The 14,225-nt window shown below is 52.2% G+C and carries 12 protein-coding genes; 6 read left to right on the top strand and 6 right to left on the bottom strand.

The annotated features are described in order from the left end of the window. Positions 1 to 177: 177 nt before the first annotated feature. A complete protein-coding gene (locus F451_RS0100300) occupies positions 178 to 1,122 on the top strand; it encodes a mitochondrial fission ELM1 family protein (protein WP_020679341.1) in 945 nt (314 codons plus the stop codon). A 12-nt stretch (positions 1,123 to 1,134) separates the two neighbouring features. Here F451_RS0100300 and F451_RS0100295 read toward each other — a convergent pair whose 3' ends face one another. The 4 genes from F451_RS0100295 to F451_RS0100280 are packed head-to-tail and all read right to left on the bottom strand — an operon-like array spanning position 1,135 to position 5,137. Continuing rightward, on the bottom strand, positions 1,135 to 2,184 hold the full coding sequence (locus tag F451_RS0100295) for a glycosyltransferase (protein ID WP_020679340.1): 1,050 nt from the start codon (positions 2,182 to 2,184) through the stop codon (positions 1,135 to 1,137). 5 nt (positions 2,185 to 2,189) lie between these two features. Continuing rightward, positions 2,190 to 2,897, bottom strand: coding sequence for a YrbL family protein (locus F451_RS0100290; protein ID WP_020679339.1), 708 nt, complete (start codon positions 2,895 to 2,897; stop codon positions 2,190 to 2,192). Beyond that, the gene (locus F451_RS0100285; protein ID WP_020679338.1) at positions 2,894 to 3,940 is read right to left on the bottom strand and encodes a glycosyltransferase family protein; all 1,047 of its coding nucleotides are present in this window, start codon (positions 3,938 to 3,940) and stop codon (positions 2,894 to 2,896) included. Before F451_RS0100285 ends, F451_RS0100290 begins: the two co-directional genes overlap by 4 nt. A gap of 60 nt (positions 3,941 to 4,000) precedes the next feature. Further along, positions 4,001 to 5,137 (bottom strand): glycosyltransferase family 4 protein, encoded by a 1,137-nt coding sequence (locus tag F451_RS0100280; protein WP_020679337.1) that lies wholly within the window; start codon positions 5,135 to 5,137, stop codon positions 4,001 to 4,003. 165 nt (positions 5,138 to 5,302) lie between these two features. On the opposite strand from F451_RS0100280, the gene F451_RS0100275 reads away from it, so the two are divergent. The 4 genes from F451_RS0100275 to F451_RS26980 all read left to right on the top strand — a co-directional run bounded on the left by F451_RS0100275 (position 5,303) and on the right by F451_RS26980 (position 9,208). Beyond that, on the top strand, positions 5,303 to 6,214 hold the full coding sequence (locus tag F451_RS0100275; RefSeq protein WP_083928291.1) for a glycosyltransferase family 2 protein: 912 nt from the start codon (positions 5,303 to 5,305) through the stop codon (positions 6,212 to 6,214). 129 nt (positions 6,215 to 6,343) lie between these two features. Continuing rightward, complete coding sequence (locus F451_RS26985) at positions 6,344 to 7,516, top strand: TDP-N-acetylfucosamine:lipid II N-acetylfucosaminyltransferase family protein (RefSeq protein ID WP_083928290.1); 1,173 nt, start codon at positions 6,344 to 6,346, stop codon at positions 7,514 to 7,516. Beyond that, positions 7,513 to 8,622 (top strand): DegT/DnrJ/EryC1/StrS family aminotransferase, encoded by a 1,110-nt coding sequence (locus tag F451_RS0100270; RefSeq protein ID WP_020679335.1) that lies wholly within the window; start codon positions 7,513 to 7,515, stop codon positions 8,620 to 8,622. Before F451_RS26985 ends, F451_RS0100270 begins: the two co-directional genes overlap by 4 nt. Before the next feature lie 4 nt (positions 8,623 to 8,626). Beyond that, positions 8,627 to 9,208 carry an acyltransferase gene (locus tag F451_RS26980; RefSeq protein WP_083928289.1) on the top strand — a complete coding sequence of 194 codons (582 nt, stop codon included), beginning with the start codon at positions 8,627 to 8,629 and terminating at the stop codon, positions 9,206 to 9,208. A 390-nt stretch (positions 9,209 to 9,598) separates the two neighbouring features. Here F451_RS26980 and F451_RS0100265 read toward each other — a convergent pair whose 3' ends face one another. Next, complete coding sequence (locus F451_RS0100265; protein WP_020679334.1) at positions 9,599 to 10,501, bottom strand: GT-D fold domain-containing glycosyltransferase; 903 nt, start codon at positions 10,499 to 10,501, stop codon at positions 9,599 to 9,601. Between the two features lie 625 nt (positions 10,502 to 11,126). Between F451_RS0100265 and msbA the strand changes: the two genes are divergently transcribed. Continuing rightward, positions 11,127 to 12,887 carry a lipid A export permease/ATP-binding protein MsbA gene (gene msbA, locus F451_RS0100260; protein WP_020679333.1) on the top strand — a complete coding sequence of 587 codons (1,761 nt, stop codon included), beginning with the start codon at positions 11,127 to 11,129 and terminating at the stop codon, positions 12,885 to 12,887. Positions 12,888 to 13,004: 117 nt separating this feature from the next. Here the strand turns inward: msbA and F451_RS0100255 are convergent, their stop codons facing one another. Next, a complete protein-coding gene (locus F451_RS0100255; protein WP_020679332.1) occupies positions 13,005 to 14,174 on the bottom strand; it encodes a nucleotide sugar dehydrogenase in 1,170 nt (389 codons plus the stop codon). Between the last annotated feature and the right edge of the window lie 51 nt (positions 14,175 to 14,225).

The raw sequence follows: 14,225 nt of genomic DNA, 5'->3' as shown, positions 1-14,225 counted from the left end.
GGTCCCGACAGGGACGGGACAGGAGTAACACCCTCGGTTTATCGGGGTATAGGACCGTAGATTGTAAGCATCCCAGTAAAAAATGGAATCGCCCGAGGCATAAAAGTGCGCTAGGGCGCCTGTGGCCCGCTGCAGAATTTGATTATCATGGTTGCGCCTGTGTGCTGGCGTATCGTCATGCGAACATCAGACATCATTCCGCAAAGGTGGATATCAGTGGTAGCGATCTGCATCATCAATGACGGTAAGCCCGGACACCTTAACCAGTCCCTGGGGCTTGCGGAAGCGCTATGCCGTTTGCGTCCGGACATTGTTATTCAGGAAGTCACGCCACTGGCCCGTGGGACCGCGTTGTGGACCTGGCTGACTGGCCGCCTGCCAGCCGGTGTCCTGCCTGATGGACTCGGGGTCCCCCCAGCACTGGTGCTGGGAGCAGGCCATGCTACCCATCTCAGTTTGCTGGCGCTGAAACGCGCATGGCAGGTGCCCGGGGTGGTGCTGATGAGGCCTTCCTTGCCACTCGGCTGCTTCGACCTTTGCCTGATGCCAGGGCATGACGCACCGCCGGCGCGAGATAACGTGATCGCGACGCGAGGCGCGCTTAACCGAATGCGCCCAGGGCAGAAACAGCGGGGGCGGGGCGTCATCCTGATCGGCGGCCCGTCGCGACACAGTGACTGGGATGAGACTATGCTGTTGGCGCAGCTTGAACGTATCCTGGTGGCTGACGATACCCGCTGGTGCATGACAAGCTCGAGACGTACCCCCGCATCGACCGAGCAGCGCCTGGCTGCATTGCCCGGTGTCGAGTTCGTTCCCGCAAGCGAAACCGCACGCGACTGGCTGCCGAGGCAATTGGCGGGGGCGAGCGCCTGCTGGGTGACCGAGGATAGTGTGTCTATGGTGTATGAGGCGCTGACCGCGGGTTGCGCTGTAGGGACCCTGAAAGTGCCTGGGCAGAAGGGGAATCGCCTGCACAAAGGATTGCAGCAGTTGGCGGATGCGGGGCTGGTGACGCCCTATGACGGCTGGCGCGGCGAGACGCTGCGGGCGCCGGCTTCGGGCTTCGACGAAGCCGGCCGGTGCGCCAAAGAGTTACTGGCGCGCGGCTGGCTCAAGTAGCGCTCTGCCGCCTTAGCGGTTGCTTCTGATCTGCTGATAGAAATCGGCATACCGCTGCACGATGTGCGCCTTGCTGTAGCCGTTGGCATAGACCTCGCTTGCTCCGTCAATCAGGCGCTGCCGAAGTTCATTGCTTTTCAGTACCGAGGCTACGGCTTTTGCGAGCGCCGTTGCATCGTCGATCGGTGTGATCAGGCCGCTGACGCCATCGGTAATCGACTCGCCAGGCCCCTGGGAGTTGGTGGCAACAATCGGGCAGCGGTGCGCCCAGGACTCCATGACAATCGAGCCCAGCCCCTCGTGGCGAGAGGGACAGACGAAGAGGTCGGCGGTTCGCATCAGTGCCGTAACATCGGTTCGCCAGCCGAGGAAGCGTACCCGCGATTCCAGCCCCAGTTTGGCGCACAGAGCCTTAAGGTTCTGCTCTTCCGGTCCTGAGCCCGCGAGCCAGAGCGTGACATCCGGCAGTTCGGTCAGGCTGTGCAGCAGTACGTCGAATGCCTTGTTGACGTGCAGACGGCCGGCAGCAAGGATCAAAGGCCTGTCCGTGGGAGTACTGAAACTGTCACGCGCAAGTGGCTCAACTTCTCGTTCATCGGCGAAATTGGGAATATGTACCACGCGATCGGCGGGAAAGCCGCCTTCGATCATGTGCTTGCAGATCCCCTTGCTGATACCAACCCAGTAATCGGCATGGCTGTAATACTTCAGCTTGTAGTAGTGGCCGAGCCGGCTCACCAGCGTGTAGTCGCGTGAATGGGGAGTGTAGGCACTGGCACGGCCCATCCAGGTCATAACGATTTCGGGGGCGTATTGCCTGAGCGTGGTGCGAAAACGATGGCGATCAAGCAAATCCAGGCTCGAACCAAAACGAAAACCCTCGGTGTCGACGCCTGCTTGACGAAGCGAGTCGATACGGTGGGCATGGTCGCGGATGAATGCCTTGACCTCCAGGGATGGGTGCTCATGCAGCCCGGCCACCAGACGAACGAAAAAGTTTTCCGCACCGCCCTGGGCAGCGCCGGCCAGTACCTGTGCGACGCGAATGGGTGAGTCTGTCATATAGATCAGCCTTGGGATTGCGTAGTGGTTGAGCGCGGACGGGCCGTCGCCATACCGTGATTGCCGGGGTTTTCGCCACGGGCCTTTTTCGCCAGCGTCTGCTCGATGCGCTCTTGCATATTGGCGAGCTTGCGCTCGACCTTGGCCTGGCGCAGCGACGCGGGCAGGCAGCGAAAGGGAATGATATTGGGGCTGCCAAGCCCGTCGATGACGACAAGGCGGCTGATTTGGCCGCTGCTGTCCTTCTGTACCAGAATGTTGTGCAGCAGCAGGTCGCGCGAGGGGATCTGCAAGTCGCGCCAGCGTGCACAGAAACGCTCGACCGCCGCACGGCAGTCCGCCGTATAACCTTCGAACCAAAGGTGGGCCTTGAGTGTCTGGGAAATTTCACCGTCGGCATCGCGTACCAGCTCCAGTACCAGGCCTGCCCCCAGATCGGTCTGCTCGAACCCGAAGCAGCGGCTGACATGCTCGAAGGCGACTTCACCTGGATGGCGGGCGAGGGCGCTGATAACCTCGAATTCCTCACGGTTGTCGTCGAAGCGACTCAGTGGCAACAGGTTCTTGGGAAAGCCTTTCTTGCGCCGCAGGTCCTCCAGTGTGAAGTCCGGGCGCCGCACCTTGATACAGCGGTTGTGGTCATCCGGGTGCACGAAGCAGAGCCTGTTGCCGCCCTGCGCGAAGGGCCTTTCGTTGGTCAGCGCCAGCGTCATCTCAGGGTGCCGTCCAAGTTGATGTCCTGGGCCCAGCAATAGGGGTGGCTAAAGGGGATCTGCAAGCCGGCCTCAAGAATGTACTGGGCATAGAGCGTCGAGTTAATTTCCTTGTGGAAGAACTCGCGCGCGGCTCCGGCCCAGGCACGGCGCTTGTGGTCGTCGGCATGAAACTCGCGAATCTTCGCGATCAGATCATCTTCTTCATCGAAGTAGACCAGGGATTCAGGTGGTAGCAGTTCCTCGAAGCGCCCCGAGGAATGGGTGAACTGCAGAATGCCATTGCCCGCGAGCTGAGCCATCCGAGCGGAGGAGTACCAGTAGAGACCCTCCTGGCGGTTGAAGTTGAGTCCCATTTTGCTGGACTGCAATGCGCGGTCGTAGTCGCGTCCCCAGACGGGTGGCTCGTTAAAGCTGCCGAAGGTCTTGAAGTTCATGATCGGATCAAGCTGCTCCTTCATCCGCGCAATCATTTCGAGGCGCTTGGTGAAGTTCTGACTATTGCTGCAAAAGATCAGATCGATCGGTACCTCGGCGGAGGGGCGGATCGAGTTATCAAAACACTCGACCGAAGGCTCGACCGGATTTGGCATGTGATAAACGCGTGCGCGGGAGCCTTCGAACTGGGTCAGTTCCCGACGCCCGGTGGACACGAATACGGCGTCTGTAACTTCGGCCCGATACTTGATCCGTTCGACGTTGGAGGGGACGAACAGCGGGTCGTTGTTGCAGTGGATGATGGCGCAGTTCGGCATCATCGCCCGAATGGCTTCCAGAGTATCATTGCTGATCATGTCGCAGTGACCGGCGATCACCAGATCGGGCTCAAAGGCCTCGACGGTTTCCAGCAGGCGGCGGTTGGCCTTTTTCTTGCCCAGGTCCCTAATGCCTAAGGGAGCCTCAAAGGCGGCAACGTCGCGGTCACTGAAACTCTGTACCAGATGATCGTTCTTGATCAGGCCGTAGGTAAGCTTCTGTGCCCAGCTGACGCGGGTGTGGCCATATCTCTTCAGCTGCAGGTAGGCGACGTGGAGTACTCTCATTCTGATCCGACCTAGGTTAGGGTAATTGACTAAAACAGTAGCATGTTCGTCCTGCGCGGATCAGGCCTGATCCAGCAGCCGGCGATAGACGGCCAGCGTGGCCTCTGTCTGGTACTGCAGATAGAACTGTTCCGGAAGCTGTATATTGACCGAGTCACGGTGCAGCAGCTCATCCGCCCGGCGGGCAACGGCCTTGACATCATCTGCTTCCACCAGACCTTCGGCAAAAGCGGCATGCAGAGACTCGCTGGCCCCCCCGCGATCATACGCGATGACCGGGCATCCGCAAGCCAGGGCTTCGGGTACTGTGCGGCCGAACGGCTCGGCCTTGTTCGACAGGTGACAGGTCAAATCGGCCAGACGATAGAACGACTGGATGTCCGAGCGGTGGCCGACGAAGGTAACCCGTTCATCCAGGCCTAGTGTATGGCGCTTGTCGAGCAGTTCCTGCAGGTAGTGCTGCTTGTTCGCTTCGGCTTCACCGATCACAATGCCGTGACAGTCATTTCGCAGCTGGCAAAGGTGCTGCATTACCTCGAGAAACGCCTCCTGCCCCTTCCAGCGAGACAGGCGTCCCGGCATCACCAGCAGGCGCTTGCCCCTGAATTGCGGATATTCCTCGAACAACTGCTCGCGCCAGGCCCCGTCGTCGCCCTCCTGCCTGAATACACTGGGGTCGAGTCCGCGGTAGACGCGCGTGATGCGTGCCTCGGGGATTCCGTAATTCTGCGTGATGTAGTCGTGCACGCAGTCGGAAATGGCGATAATCTGCTCGGCCTTTGTCATAATGGCGCTATAAGCGTTAACCGAGTACATGCCATGTACAGTACTGACAAGACGCGGCCGGTCATTGACCGGCAGCTTGCGCCAGGCCAGCCAGGCTATCCAGGCCGGCGCGCGGGAGCGTACATGCACGATATCCGGTTTCAGATCGGCCAGCAGCCGGCGCATCGACCGCACCTGTACCAGGGATCGCAGCGACTTGCGATGCACGGGCATGCGGATATGGCGCGACCCCTCGGCCTCAAGCCGTTCGACCTGGCGGCCGCCATTGGAGATGACGATTGATTCATGGCCGCGCTTGACCAGCTCGCGGGCGAACTCCACGGTGCCGCGCTCGACGCCGCCAGCGTCCAGGGCGGGGAGAATCTGGATGATACGTAGGGGGTGGTGGGTTATCGTCCCGGATCGTTGCATACTGGATTGGGCATCTTTATAGGTGGTCAGTTATGCTAGCAGAGTTTTGCTGGTTGGATAACTGCTTCTCCTCGTACTGCGCGGGCAGGCGCAAATGCTGTCGTTACATGAGCTTGGGACGACGAGCGCACATTATCGAAACTTTTAGTGCCTGGTAGGTTTGAAATGGTAATCAATATATGTGTTTGCACCTATCGGCGGGAGGAGCTCCTGCGGGCCTGTCTACGGAGCCTGTGTGAGACATCAATGCCTCACAATGTTGTTGTCAAAGTTACAGTTGTCGATAACGACGCTGCCATGTCGGCTAAGATCGCCGTTGATGATATTCGCCAGCGCATTGGCGTTGAAATCATCTACGTCGTCGAGGAAAAAAGAGGCATTCCCTGCGCCAGAAACAGGGCTATCGAGGTTGCCAATCATCTTGAGGCAGATCTGCTGGTGTTCATCGACGACGATGAAATCGTCGAGAAAGACTGGTTGGAGGCGTTGTTCCGCGCGAGTGGAGACTACGACTATAAAGCGGTGGTGCATGGCTCCGTTTTGGCAAAGCTGGACCCAAGTGTTCCGAAAAGTATTTCTGGACTCTTCGCGACGCGGGTACGTGCCGAACGCCAGGAGTTGACCGCCTGTGCGACGGACAATGTCATGATTCCCATGAAATTTGTCAATCGAGAGCAACTTAGATTTGACGAGTCTAAGCCTCTGGCGGGCGGTACCGATACCATCTTCTTTACACAGGCCCACAAGCGTGGCCTGAAAATCTATCATACGAATACGGCGAAAGTTACGGAGACAGTCCCTCTCAGCAGAACCCGGCTGTCCTGGTTGTCGAAACGAAAATTTCGAGCAGGATTGACCGATGCATGGCGTAAAATTAGCAAGGGACGGTCACGTATTGGTGTCATGTCGTCGGCACTTGCTCAATCCGTTTTGTTTTTGTTTAAGACAATACTCTATTGTTTACTATTCATGCCTCTGAAAAGAAATGAAAGCTACCTGCGAGTCGCTAAGTCACTTGGGGTTTTCATGGGATGTCTTGGCGTTAAGATCGATAGTTACCAGAAAATAGATTTTTAGTATTGATATTTTTATTCTTCTGTTGTTGTGTTTTTCTCATGTTTTTTTGTTTTTTTGTTTTTTTGTTTTTTTGTTTTTTTGTTTTTTTGTTTTGTGTTGATGTGACATTTTAATGAGGTCTGGGATTTGATGATACGTATACTTCATATAATAAAAGACGAGAAATTTATTGATTCGGCTTACGCTGCTTTTGAAAGTGCTGCTCCCGGGATAAATGATTATGTTGTGTTGGGTGAGAGTCGGTCTTTAAGTTATATCAAGACGTTTCTGCCTGAATTTAGCGGGAAAAAGCCATATCTAAATAGTTTGTTTGTCGATAGAGTGAATAGATATGAGGCAGTGGTTATTCATGGTTTGACTCGTGGAGCATGTGAAATAGTTTCTAGAATAAAATCAAATACGAAAATTCTTTGGATTGGTATGGGGTTCGATTATTATGATTTGATATACAAAGATCATCGCTCAATGATCAAAAATGATACTCGTATGATATATAAAAAAGATTATAAAAATTCGGTTTTTAAAAAGGTTAAAGGTTTTATATACAAGGTTTTTTTCGATGTTGGAACTGATAAAATAGATGTTCTTAAAAGAATAAATTATTTTGCGCCGGTATTGCCTTCAGAGTTTGGAAAGGTTAAGTCCATAAATACAGATTTTAATTTTGATTACTTGGATTGGAACTATGGTGTAGTTGCTCCATTGGTAGACGGCGACGTAGGTTGTTATGACTATTGCGGAAATAATATTATTGTCGGAAATAGTGCAACACCAACTAACAATCATATCGAGGCATTTGAGTTAATAAATAATGAGTTTTTAGGTGATAGAATTGTATATTGTCCATTGAGTTATGGTGACTCAAAATATGCACAAGTTGTGCTTGAATATGGGAGGAAAATCTTTGGTGAAAGATTTGTAGGATTAACTGACTTTATGTCATTGGATAAGTACGTTGAGATTCTTGCGAATTGTTCTGTTGTTATTATGAATCATATAAGGCAACAAGCAGGAGCTAACATCCTGATGTCAGTGTATCTTGGCTCGAGAGTCATTCTTGACTCAAGGAATCCTTTTTATGACTATTTAAGGACGATGGGAGTTGTTTTAAATAGCGTGGACGATCTGAAAATCAACCCTAGATTGATAGATGTTCCGTTAACGCCTGAAGAAAAATATAAAAATAAGAAATTGATAAAGAGTGACAGAAGTTGGGAGGCTGTAATGTTCCGAACTAGATGTGTATTGAACGTTCTGTCAGGTCAAAAGACTTATGGTTGTAAACATGGATCCGAGTTATGACGACTAAGAAAATTTACGTTACACAGCCTTACCTTCCTCCGTTGGAAGAGTTTATCCCTTATCTGGAAGATATCTGGAGTAGTAAATTATTGACTAATGGTGGTCCCATGCACGCTCGACTGGAACGCGAGTTGTGTGACTATCTAGACGTGCCCGAAATTGCTTTATTCAATAATGGTACTATTGCACTTCTGACAGCTTTACAAGCTTTACGTATTACTGGGGAGGTGATAACGACTCCATACTCCTTCGTCGCTACTGCTCACTCGCTTTTATGGAATGGTATAAAACCAGTTTTTGTCGATATAGATCCACAAACTCTTAATCTTGATCCAAGCAAGATCGAAGCGGCGATTACACCACAGACGACCGCCATAATGCCCGTACACTGTTATGGATATCCATGCGATATTGAGTTGATACAAAAGATTGCGGATAATTATAATTTGCGAGTTATTTACGATGCAGCTCATGCGTTTGGTGTTCGCGACAGTAATGGAAGCATTCTACGGCATGGTGATTTGAGCGCGATTAGCTTCCACGCAACGAAAGTTTTCAATACATTCGAAGGTGGAGCAATAATCTGTCCAGACCCCAAAACTAAACAGAGAATCAATAATCTAAAAAACTTTGGTATTGTTGACGAAGTCACTGTCGTCGCGCCAGGTATTAATGGAAAAATGAGCGAAGTCAACGCTGCATTTGGCTTGCTACAGCTTCAGCATATCGATACTGTAATTAAGCTTCGCAGTAAGGTTGATAAAACATATCGCGAAAAGCTAAAGGGTGTTTCTGGTATTTCTTTAATTCATAATGCTAGTCAGGAAATTTCAAACCACGCCTACTTTCCAATTTTGGTCGAGTCAAACTATCCTCTCAGTAGGGATGAGTTATATGATAAATTAAAACGCAGTGATATCTATGCACGACGCTATTTTTACCCTTTGATTAGCGATTTACCCATGTATAGAGGTTTGGCTTCTGCTAAGCCAGCCAACCTACCTGTAGCGACGTTAGTTTCGAAAAAAATTCTTTGTCTTCCTATATACCCGACTTTATCGATTGAAGACGTTGAAATTATAGTAGATATAATTAGTAGAGGTTGAAAGAATGGGGTTTTTGACATGTAAGCAAATAAAATGCTTGGGCTTTAAAAGAATAGGCAGGAACGTCAAGCTTTCTGAAAAAGCTTCTTTTTATAATTGTTCAAATATTACTATTGGGGATAATGTAAGGATAGATGACTATTGTGTGCTATCAGCGGGAGCTGGCGGTATTGATATCGGGAGTTATGTTCATATAGCCGTTTATAGTCTTTTGATAGGCGGCAGTAAAATATCTTTAGAAGATTTTAGTGGTTTGTCTTCCAGGGTTTCCGTATATAGTAGTAGTGATGACTATAGTGGTGGCTATATGACAAATCCAACTATTTCTGAGGATTATACCAATGTTTATAGCGAAGATGTATATATCGGAAAACATGTGATTATTGGATCTGGAACAGTTGTTTTGCCTGGTGTTACTCTTGAGGATGGGGTAGCGGTTGGTGCAATTAGTCTAGTAAATAAAAATTGTAAAGAATTTGGAATATACAGTGGTGTTCCGGCTAAAAGAATAAAAGAAAGAAAGCGAGATCTACTATTGTTAGAGAAGGGTATGAAGTGTAAATATCGACATAAAAATGATATTTGATAATAGAGAGGTTACTTTATTTTGAGAGCTGTATGATCTGCGGCGAATTGCTAGGAGAATATATGTCGGTAGGAGATTTTTTCAGGTGCTGTCTGCTGATAGTTATTTGTAAGGCCTAGGAAAAGGGAAGCGGAACGTGCAGAGAGGCCTTAAAAATCGCTACTGAAAACCTCTCAACCTATTAACGTGTAGCTTTTTATAATATGTTTGCACAGTTACCCTTCCTTAACTCTCATTGTCATGACGGACGGCTCGAAGAAACGAGAAATATTCGAATTATGAAACCTAAAAAGAAGATCTAAGAGCTGCATAGGTACATGTTCAAGCCAGTTAGAAACTGGTGGCAATTAAGTTGCCATTTTACACCGATAGTCTGCACTCCGTAATACCCTAACCCACACTTTTTGTTGTATCGATCAACTCTTTAATGACGAAGTCCTCGCTGCCAAAAAGAGTCCACTTGGCACGCCGGAACGTGCCGGGCATCTGACCGAAGTCAATTGCCTGATACCCCATTCGAGCTAGATCGTAGGCCAGAATGGTCGCGGTCGGACCGAGCACCGGCATGATGAGGTACTCATCCTTGTCATACTGCGTGATGCGTTTGACGATGTCGTCATATTCGTTGAAGGCGTTTTTGGCCGGCGCATACAGGAAATCGACGGACTGTGCGTTATTGAATAGCTCCGGCTCGAACGTGAAGCGGCTGTTGGTACCGACTACCATCAGGATCTTGCGTCCATCCCAGATCTGCTTGATCAGCTTAATGCGTGCAACGAACTCTTCCCTGTTTCGGCGGGGCAAAGTACGAAAGGCGCCCATTGAGGGGTAGTCCCGGTCCCGTTCAAGCAACTCCAGCACTTCACGGCCAATGCGGATAATGAATTTTTGCCAGATCCGTCCAAGCCCGTCGAAATCCCTGACTGGATGAATTGCTATCAGGGTATTGGGGTCATTGCTGTGCAGTACCTCCAGCATGCGGCTATTCAGGGCAGGGTTGACGTCCTGAAAGGATTTGTGGCGCTCGCCCACCATGAGCTTGAACTCGCCATCGCCAAAACGGCAGATGCTTGAACGGTGTTCGATCAGGTGGCGGATCGTCTCCTCTTCGCTCCAGACTTTGGGGTACTGGGCGACAAATTCCTCGATATCGTCGTGATGCAACGCAATGATGCGACTATCAAAGTATTCGCGAAAGCGGGTGCGGCGACTGGCGCCGAGTATGAAGGGAGCGCCGAGGATAGCGACCTGTCGCAGCAGCGCTCGCAGTACTTTCTTTTTAAGCTTAGACATTCGTCGCTGGTGTCCTACAGACATGATGTTAATGGGCCAAGGGGCAATAGTAGTCGTTTTTTATCAGCGAACGAAGTGCTCGATTCCCGGTTTTATCGTAATGCGCAGGGTATAGTCGGGTGTGCGAATCAGTGCGTCGCTGTAGGCATCGAGCCCATCCGGTTGCCTGCACGCGGCAAAGAGGCTGATCGGGTTGTTGCCGCTGCTTACACTTATGCCATTCGCCTGGTGAAGTGATTCGAACCGGTAAGGCCCCCACAGGTACCGGATTACCGACTCTGCTGGTCAAGGGCTCGAATTCTTCACGGGATCATGCAATGTCGTCAGCGTTATACACCCGTCGGAAAAGCCCCATGACCGAAAACAGCGTACTGCATAGTGGCTATCTTACCGTGGGAGCGCGGTGATTTTCAGCATAGGATAGTTGACGAACTTTTCCAGACGATGACACCGATCTTGCGCTTCAGCGGCGCTGAGCCTCGGTTTCAAACTCGGGAAAGCAGGGATGATGTCGATCCGGTTCAGGTGTCTGCGCACCGAGCAGGCTCCTTAATCAAACGGCAGGGCAGGTCGTCGCGGTCCATGTATAATGGGCGCCTACTTCATGGATTAGTCATGGTCATCGATGAATAAGCAACAGCAACCGGCAACCAAGTTGGGCAGCTGGCAGGTGTACAAGCGTCTGCTGGTTTACGTGAAGCCATACTGGTTTTTCTTCGTTGTCAGTTTCCTGGCATTTGCGCTGTATGGCGCATCTGAGGCACTGTCGGCAAAATGGCTCCAGCACGTGGTCGATGCCATTGAGCAGGGCGCGCTGGAACAGCGAACATGGCTGGCGCTGGCGGTGCTCGGCATTTTCCTGCTGCGTGGTGTCGGGACTTTCGTTGGCAATTACGCTATCAGTCATGTCGGTCGTCAGGTGGTACACCGCCTGAGGACCGAGCTGTTCGATCGCATGCTGACGCTGCCCAGCAGCTATTATCACCAGCGCTCCAGCGGTGAGCTGTTGTCGAAACTGACCTACAATGTCGATCAGGTGACAGGAGCGGTCACCAACGCGATCAAGACCGTTCTGCGTGAAGGCCTGACGGTCGTCGGGCTGTTCGGGTATCTGTTCTACCTCAACTGGAAGCTGACACTGATTTTCGTCGTCGCGGCGCCCTTCATCGCCGTCGTCGTGACCATAGCGTCGAAGCGGATGCGCATGTTGAGTCGCCGCCTGCAGAAGTCGGTCGGCGATATTACCAATGCGGCATCTGAAACCATCAAGGGCTACCAGATCGTCCGCATATTCGGCGGTACCGAGTTTGAGCGCAACCGCTTCCATGCCGCCAGCGACCGTAACCGCCGCCAGTTCATGAAGATGGTGGTAACCCAGTCTCTTAATACACCGGCAGTGCAGTTGCTTATCGCCATGGCGCTGGCCGGTTTGCTTTATATAGCCATGCACCCGGCGGTGATGGGCGGCATGAGCACTGGCGAGTTCGTCGCTTTTTTGACGGCCGCGGGTCTGGTCACCAAGCCCCTGCGAGCGCTGACCAATCTCAGCACCATTATTCAGAAGGGACTTGCAGCGTCCGAGTCGGTGTTTGAGGTTATGGATGAAGTGGCGGAACCGGACAGCGGGCACCATCGTGTCGAGCGTGTACGTGGTGAACTCGAGTTCGACAAGGTCACTTTCCGTTACCGGGAAGACCGCGATGCAGTGCTGCACGAGCTTGATCTGCATATTCCGGAAGGGAAAACCGTCGCGCTGGTCGGACGTTCCGGCAGCGGCAAGTCGACCCTTGCCTCCTTGCTGCCACGCTTCAATGCGGGTTGGTCTGGCCGCATTCTGCTCGATGGCGTACCGCTGGAGGATTATCAGCTCCACAATCTGCGCGAACAAATAGCCCTGGTCAATCAGCAAGTCGTGCTCTTTAACGGCACTATCGCGGAAAACATTGCCTACGGCGCCATGGCCGGTTGCGACGTGGAAAAAGTTCATGCCGCTGCCGAGGCGGCACACGTGATGGAATTTGCAGACCGCCTGCCCCTGGGGCTGCAGACCGAGGTCGGCGAAAGTGGCGTCCTGCTATCGGGTGGGCAGCGGCAGCGTATCGCCATTGCACGCGCCATTCTCAAGGATGCACCAGTTCTGATTCTCGATGAGGCAACTTCGGCGCTTGATACCGAGTCCGAGCGACATATTCAGGAGGCGTTGGAACAGGTGATGAAAGGGCGCACAACCCTGGTCATCGCCCACCGGCTATCGACGGTTGAGAAGGCTGATATGATTGTGGTGCTGGATCAGGGCCGCATCGTTGAGCAGGGGACTCACCAGACACTGCTTGAACAGGGGGGGGCCTATGCCGCTCTCTATCGCCTGCAGTTTGCGGATCTTTGAGTGAGTACTGTTACCGCGGCTTAAACCTGAGCTAGGCGCCGGGAGTTGCGGCGCCTGATAGCGATGTCGATAAGCCTCTCACTCAGGTTTATGCAGGATACGCCCGTTCAGTTTGTATCAGGCATCGCCGCCGAACAGATCGCGTGTATACACCTTGGCATCCACATCGCGAATTTCGTCGGTCATCCTGTTCGCGACGATGAGGTCGGAGCGGGCCTTGAACTCGTCCAGGTCGCTAACCACTTTGGAATGGAAGAATTCGCCTTCCTCCAGAACGGGTTCATAGATGATGACATCGACCCCCTTGGACTTGATTCGCTTCATTACACCTTGAATGGCGGAAGCGCGGAAATTGTCAGAATCGGATTTCATCACCAGGCGATACAGGCCCACGGTCTTGGGTTCGCGCTTAAGAATCGACTCGGCGATGAAGTCCTTGCGTGTGGTGTTGGAGTCGACGATGGCGCGAATCAGGTTGCTCGGAACATCGGCGTAGTTAGCCAGCAGCTGCTTGGTGTCTTTTGGCAGGCAGTAACCACCGTAGCCGAACGACGGATTATTGTAGTGGCTGCCTATTCGAGGGTCCAGGCCGACCCCTTCGATTATATGGCGGCTGTCCAGACCGTGGGTTTCAGCGTACGTATCCAGCTCGTTGAAGTAGGCGACGCGCATCGCCAGGTAGGTATTGGCGAACAGCTTAATGGCCTCGGCCTCGGTACTGTCGGTGAACAGCGTTGCGATATCTGTCTTGATCGCGCCCTCTTGCAGCAGGGACGCAAATGTACGAGCACGTTCACTGCATTCGCCGACGATGATGCGTGACGGGTAGAGGTTGTCGTGTAGCGCCTTGCCTTCGCGCAGGAATTCCGGCGAAAAGATCAGGTTGTCTGTGCCATAGGTCTGTTTCAGTTCCCTGGTATAGCCGACCGGGATAGTTGACTTGATCACCATCACCACGTTCGGGTTGATGGCCATCACGTCGCGAATTACGGCTTCAACGCTGGTGGTGTTGAAATAGTTGGTTTCCGGGTCGTAATCAGTGGGGGTGGCGATAATAACGAAGTCTGCATCCCGGTACGCATCTTCCTTGTTTAGTGTTGCACGCAGGTTCAGCGGTTTATCCTGCAGGTAGGATTCAATTTCGGCGTCGACAATCGGCGAGTGGCGCGCGTTGATGAGTTTGACCTTCTCTTCAATGATGTCGATGGCGACCACTTCGTTGTGCTGCGCCAGCAGTACAGCATTGGACATGCCGACATAGCCGGTTCCGGCAACTGCAATTTTCATAGGGTCTTTATACCTGGTTGCAATTTTGTTCGTCTGAATAATACCACCCGA

The organism is Marinobacterium rhizophilum DSM 18822 (assembly GCF_000378045.1).
Lineage (GTDB): Bacteria > Pseudomonadota > Gammaproteobacteria > Pseudomonadales > Balneatricaceae > Marinobacterium_A > Marinobacterium_A rhizophilum.
Note: the sequence above shows the minus strand (reverse complement) of the source record. Positions and strands in the feature narration are given on the sequence as shown.

Excerpts from the sequence above, each read along its gene's own strand:
- F451_RS0100275 (WP_083928291.1), top strand. The coding sequence starts at position 5,303 with ATGGTAATCAATATATGTGTTTGCACCTATCGGCGGGAGGAGCTCCTG.
- F451_RS0100255 (WP_020679332.1), bottom strand. The coding sequence starts at position 14,174 with ATGAAAATTGCAGTTGCCGGAACCGGCTATGTCGGCATGTCCAATGCT.
- F451_RS0100285 (WP_020679338.1), bottom strand. The coding sequence starts at position 3,940 with ATGAGAGTACTCCACGTCGCCTACCTGCAGCTGAAGAGATATGGCCAC.
- F451_RS0100300 (WP_020679341.1), top strand. The coding sequence starts at position 178 with ATGCGAACATCAGACATCATTCCGCAAAGGTGGATATCAGTGGTAGCG.
- F451_RS0100270 (WP_020679335.1), top strand. The coding sequence starts at position 7,513 with ATGACGACTAAGAAAATTTACGTTACACAGCCTTACCTTCCTCCGTTG.
- F451_RS0100265 (WP_020679334.1), bottom strand. The coding sequence starts at position 10,501 with ATGTCTAAGCTTAAAAAGAAAGTACTGCGAGCGCTGCTGCGACAGGTC.
- msbA (WP_020679333.1), top strand. The coding sequence starts at position 11,127 with ATGAATAAGCAACAGCAACCGGCAACCAAGTTGGGCAGCTGGCAGGTG.
- F451_RS26985 (WP_083928290.1), top strand. The coding sequence starts at position 6,344 with ATGATACGTATACTTCATATAATAAAAGACGAGAAATTTATTGATTCG.
- F451_RS0100280 (WP_020679337.1), bottom strand. The coding sequence starts at position 5,137 with ATGCAACGATCCGGGACGATAACCCACCACCCCCTACGTATCATCCAG.
- F451_RS0100295 (WP_020679340.1), bottom strand. The coding sequence starts at position 2,184 with ATGACAGACTCACCCATTCGCGTCGCACAGGTACTGGCCGGCGCTGCC.
- F451_RS0100290 (WP_020679339.1), bottom strand. The coding sequence starts at position 2,897 with ATGACGCTGGCGCTGACCAACGAAAGGCCCTTCGCGCAGGGCGGCAAC.
- F451_RS26980 (WP_083928289.1), top strand. The coding sequence starts at position 8,627 with ATGGGGTTTTTGACATGTAAGCAAATAAAATGCTTGGGCTTTAAAAGA.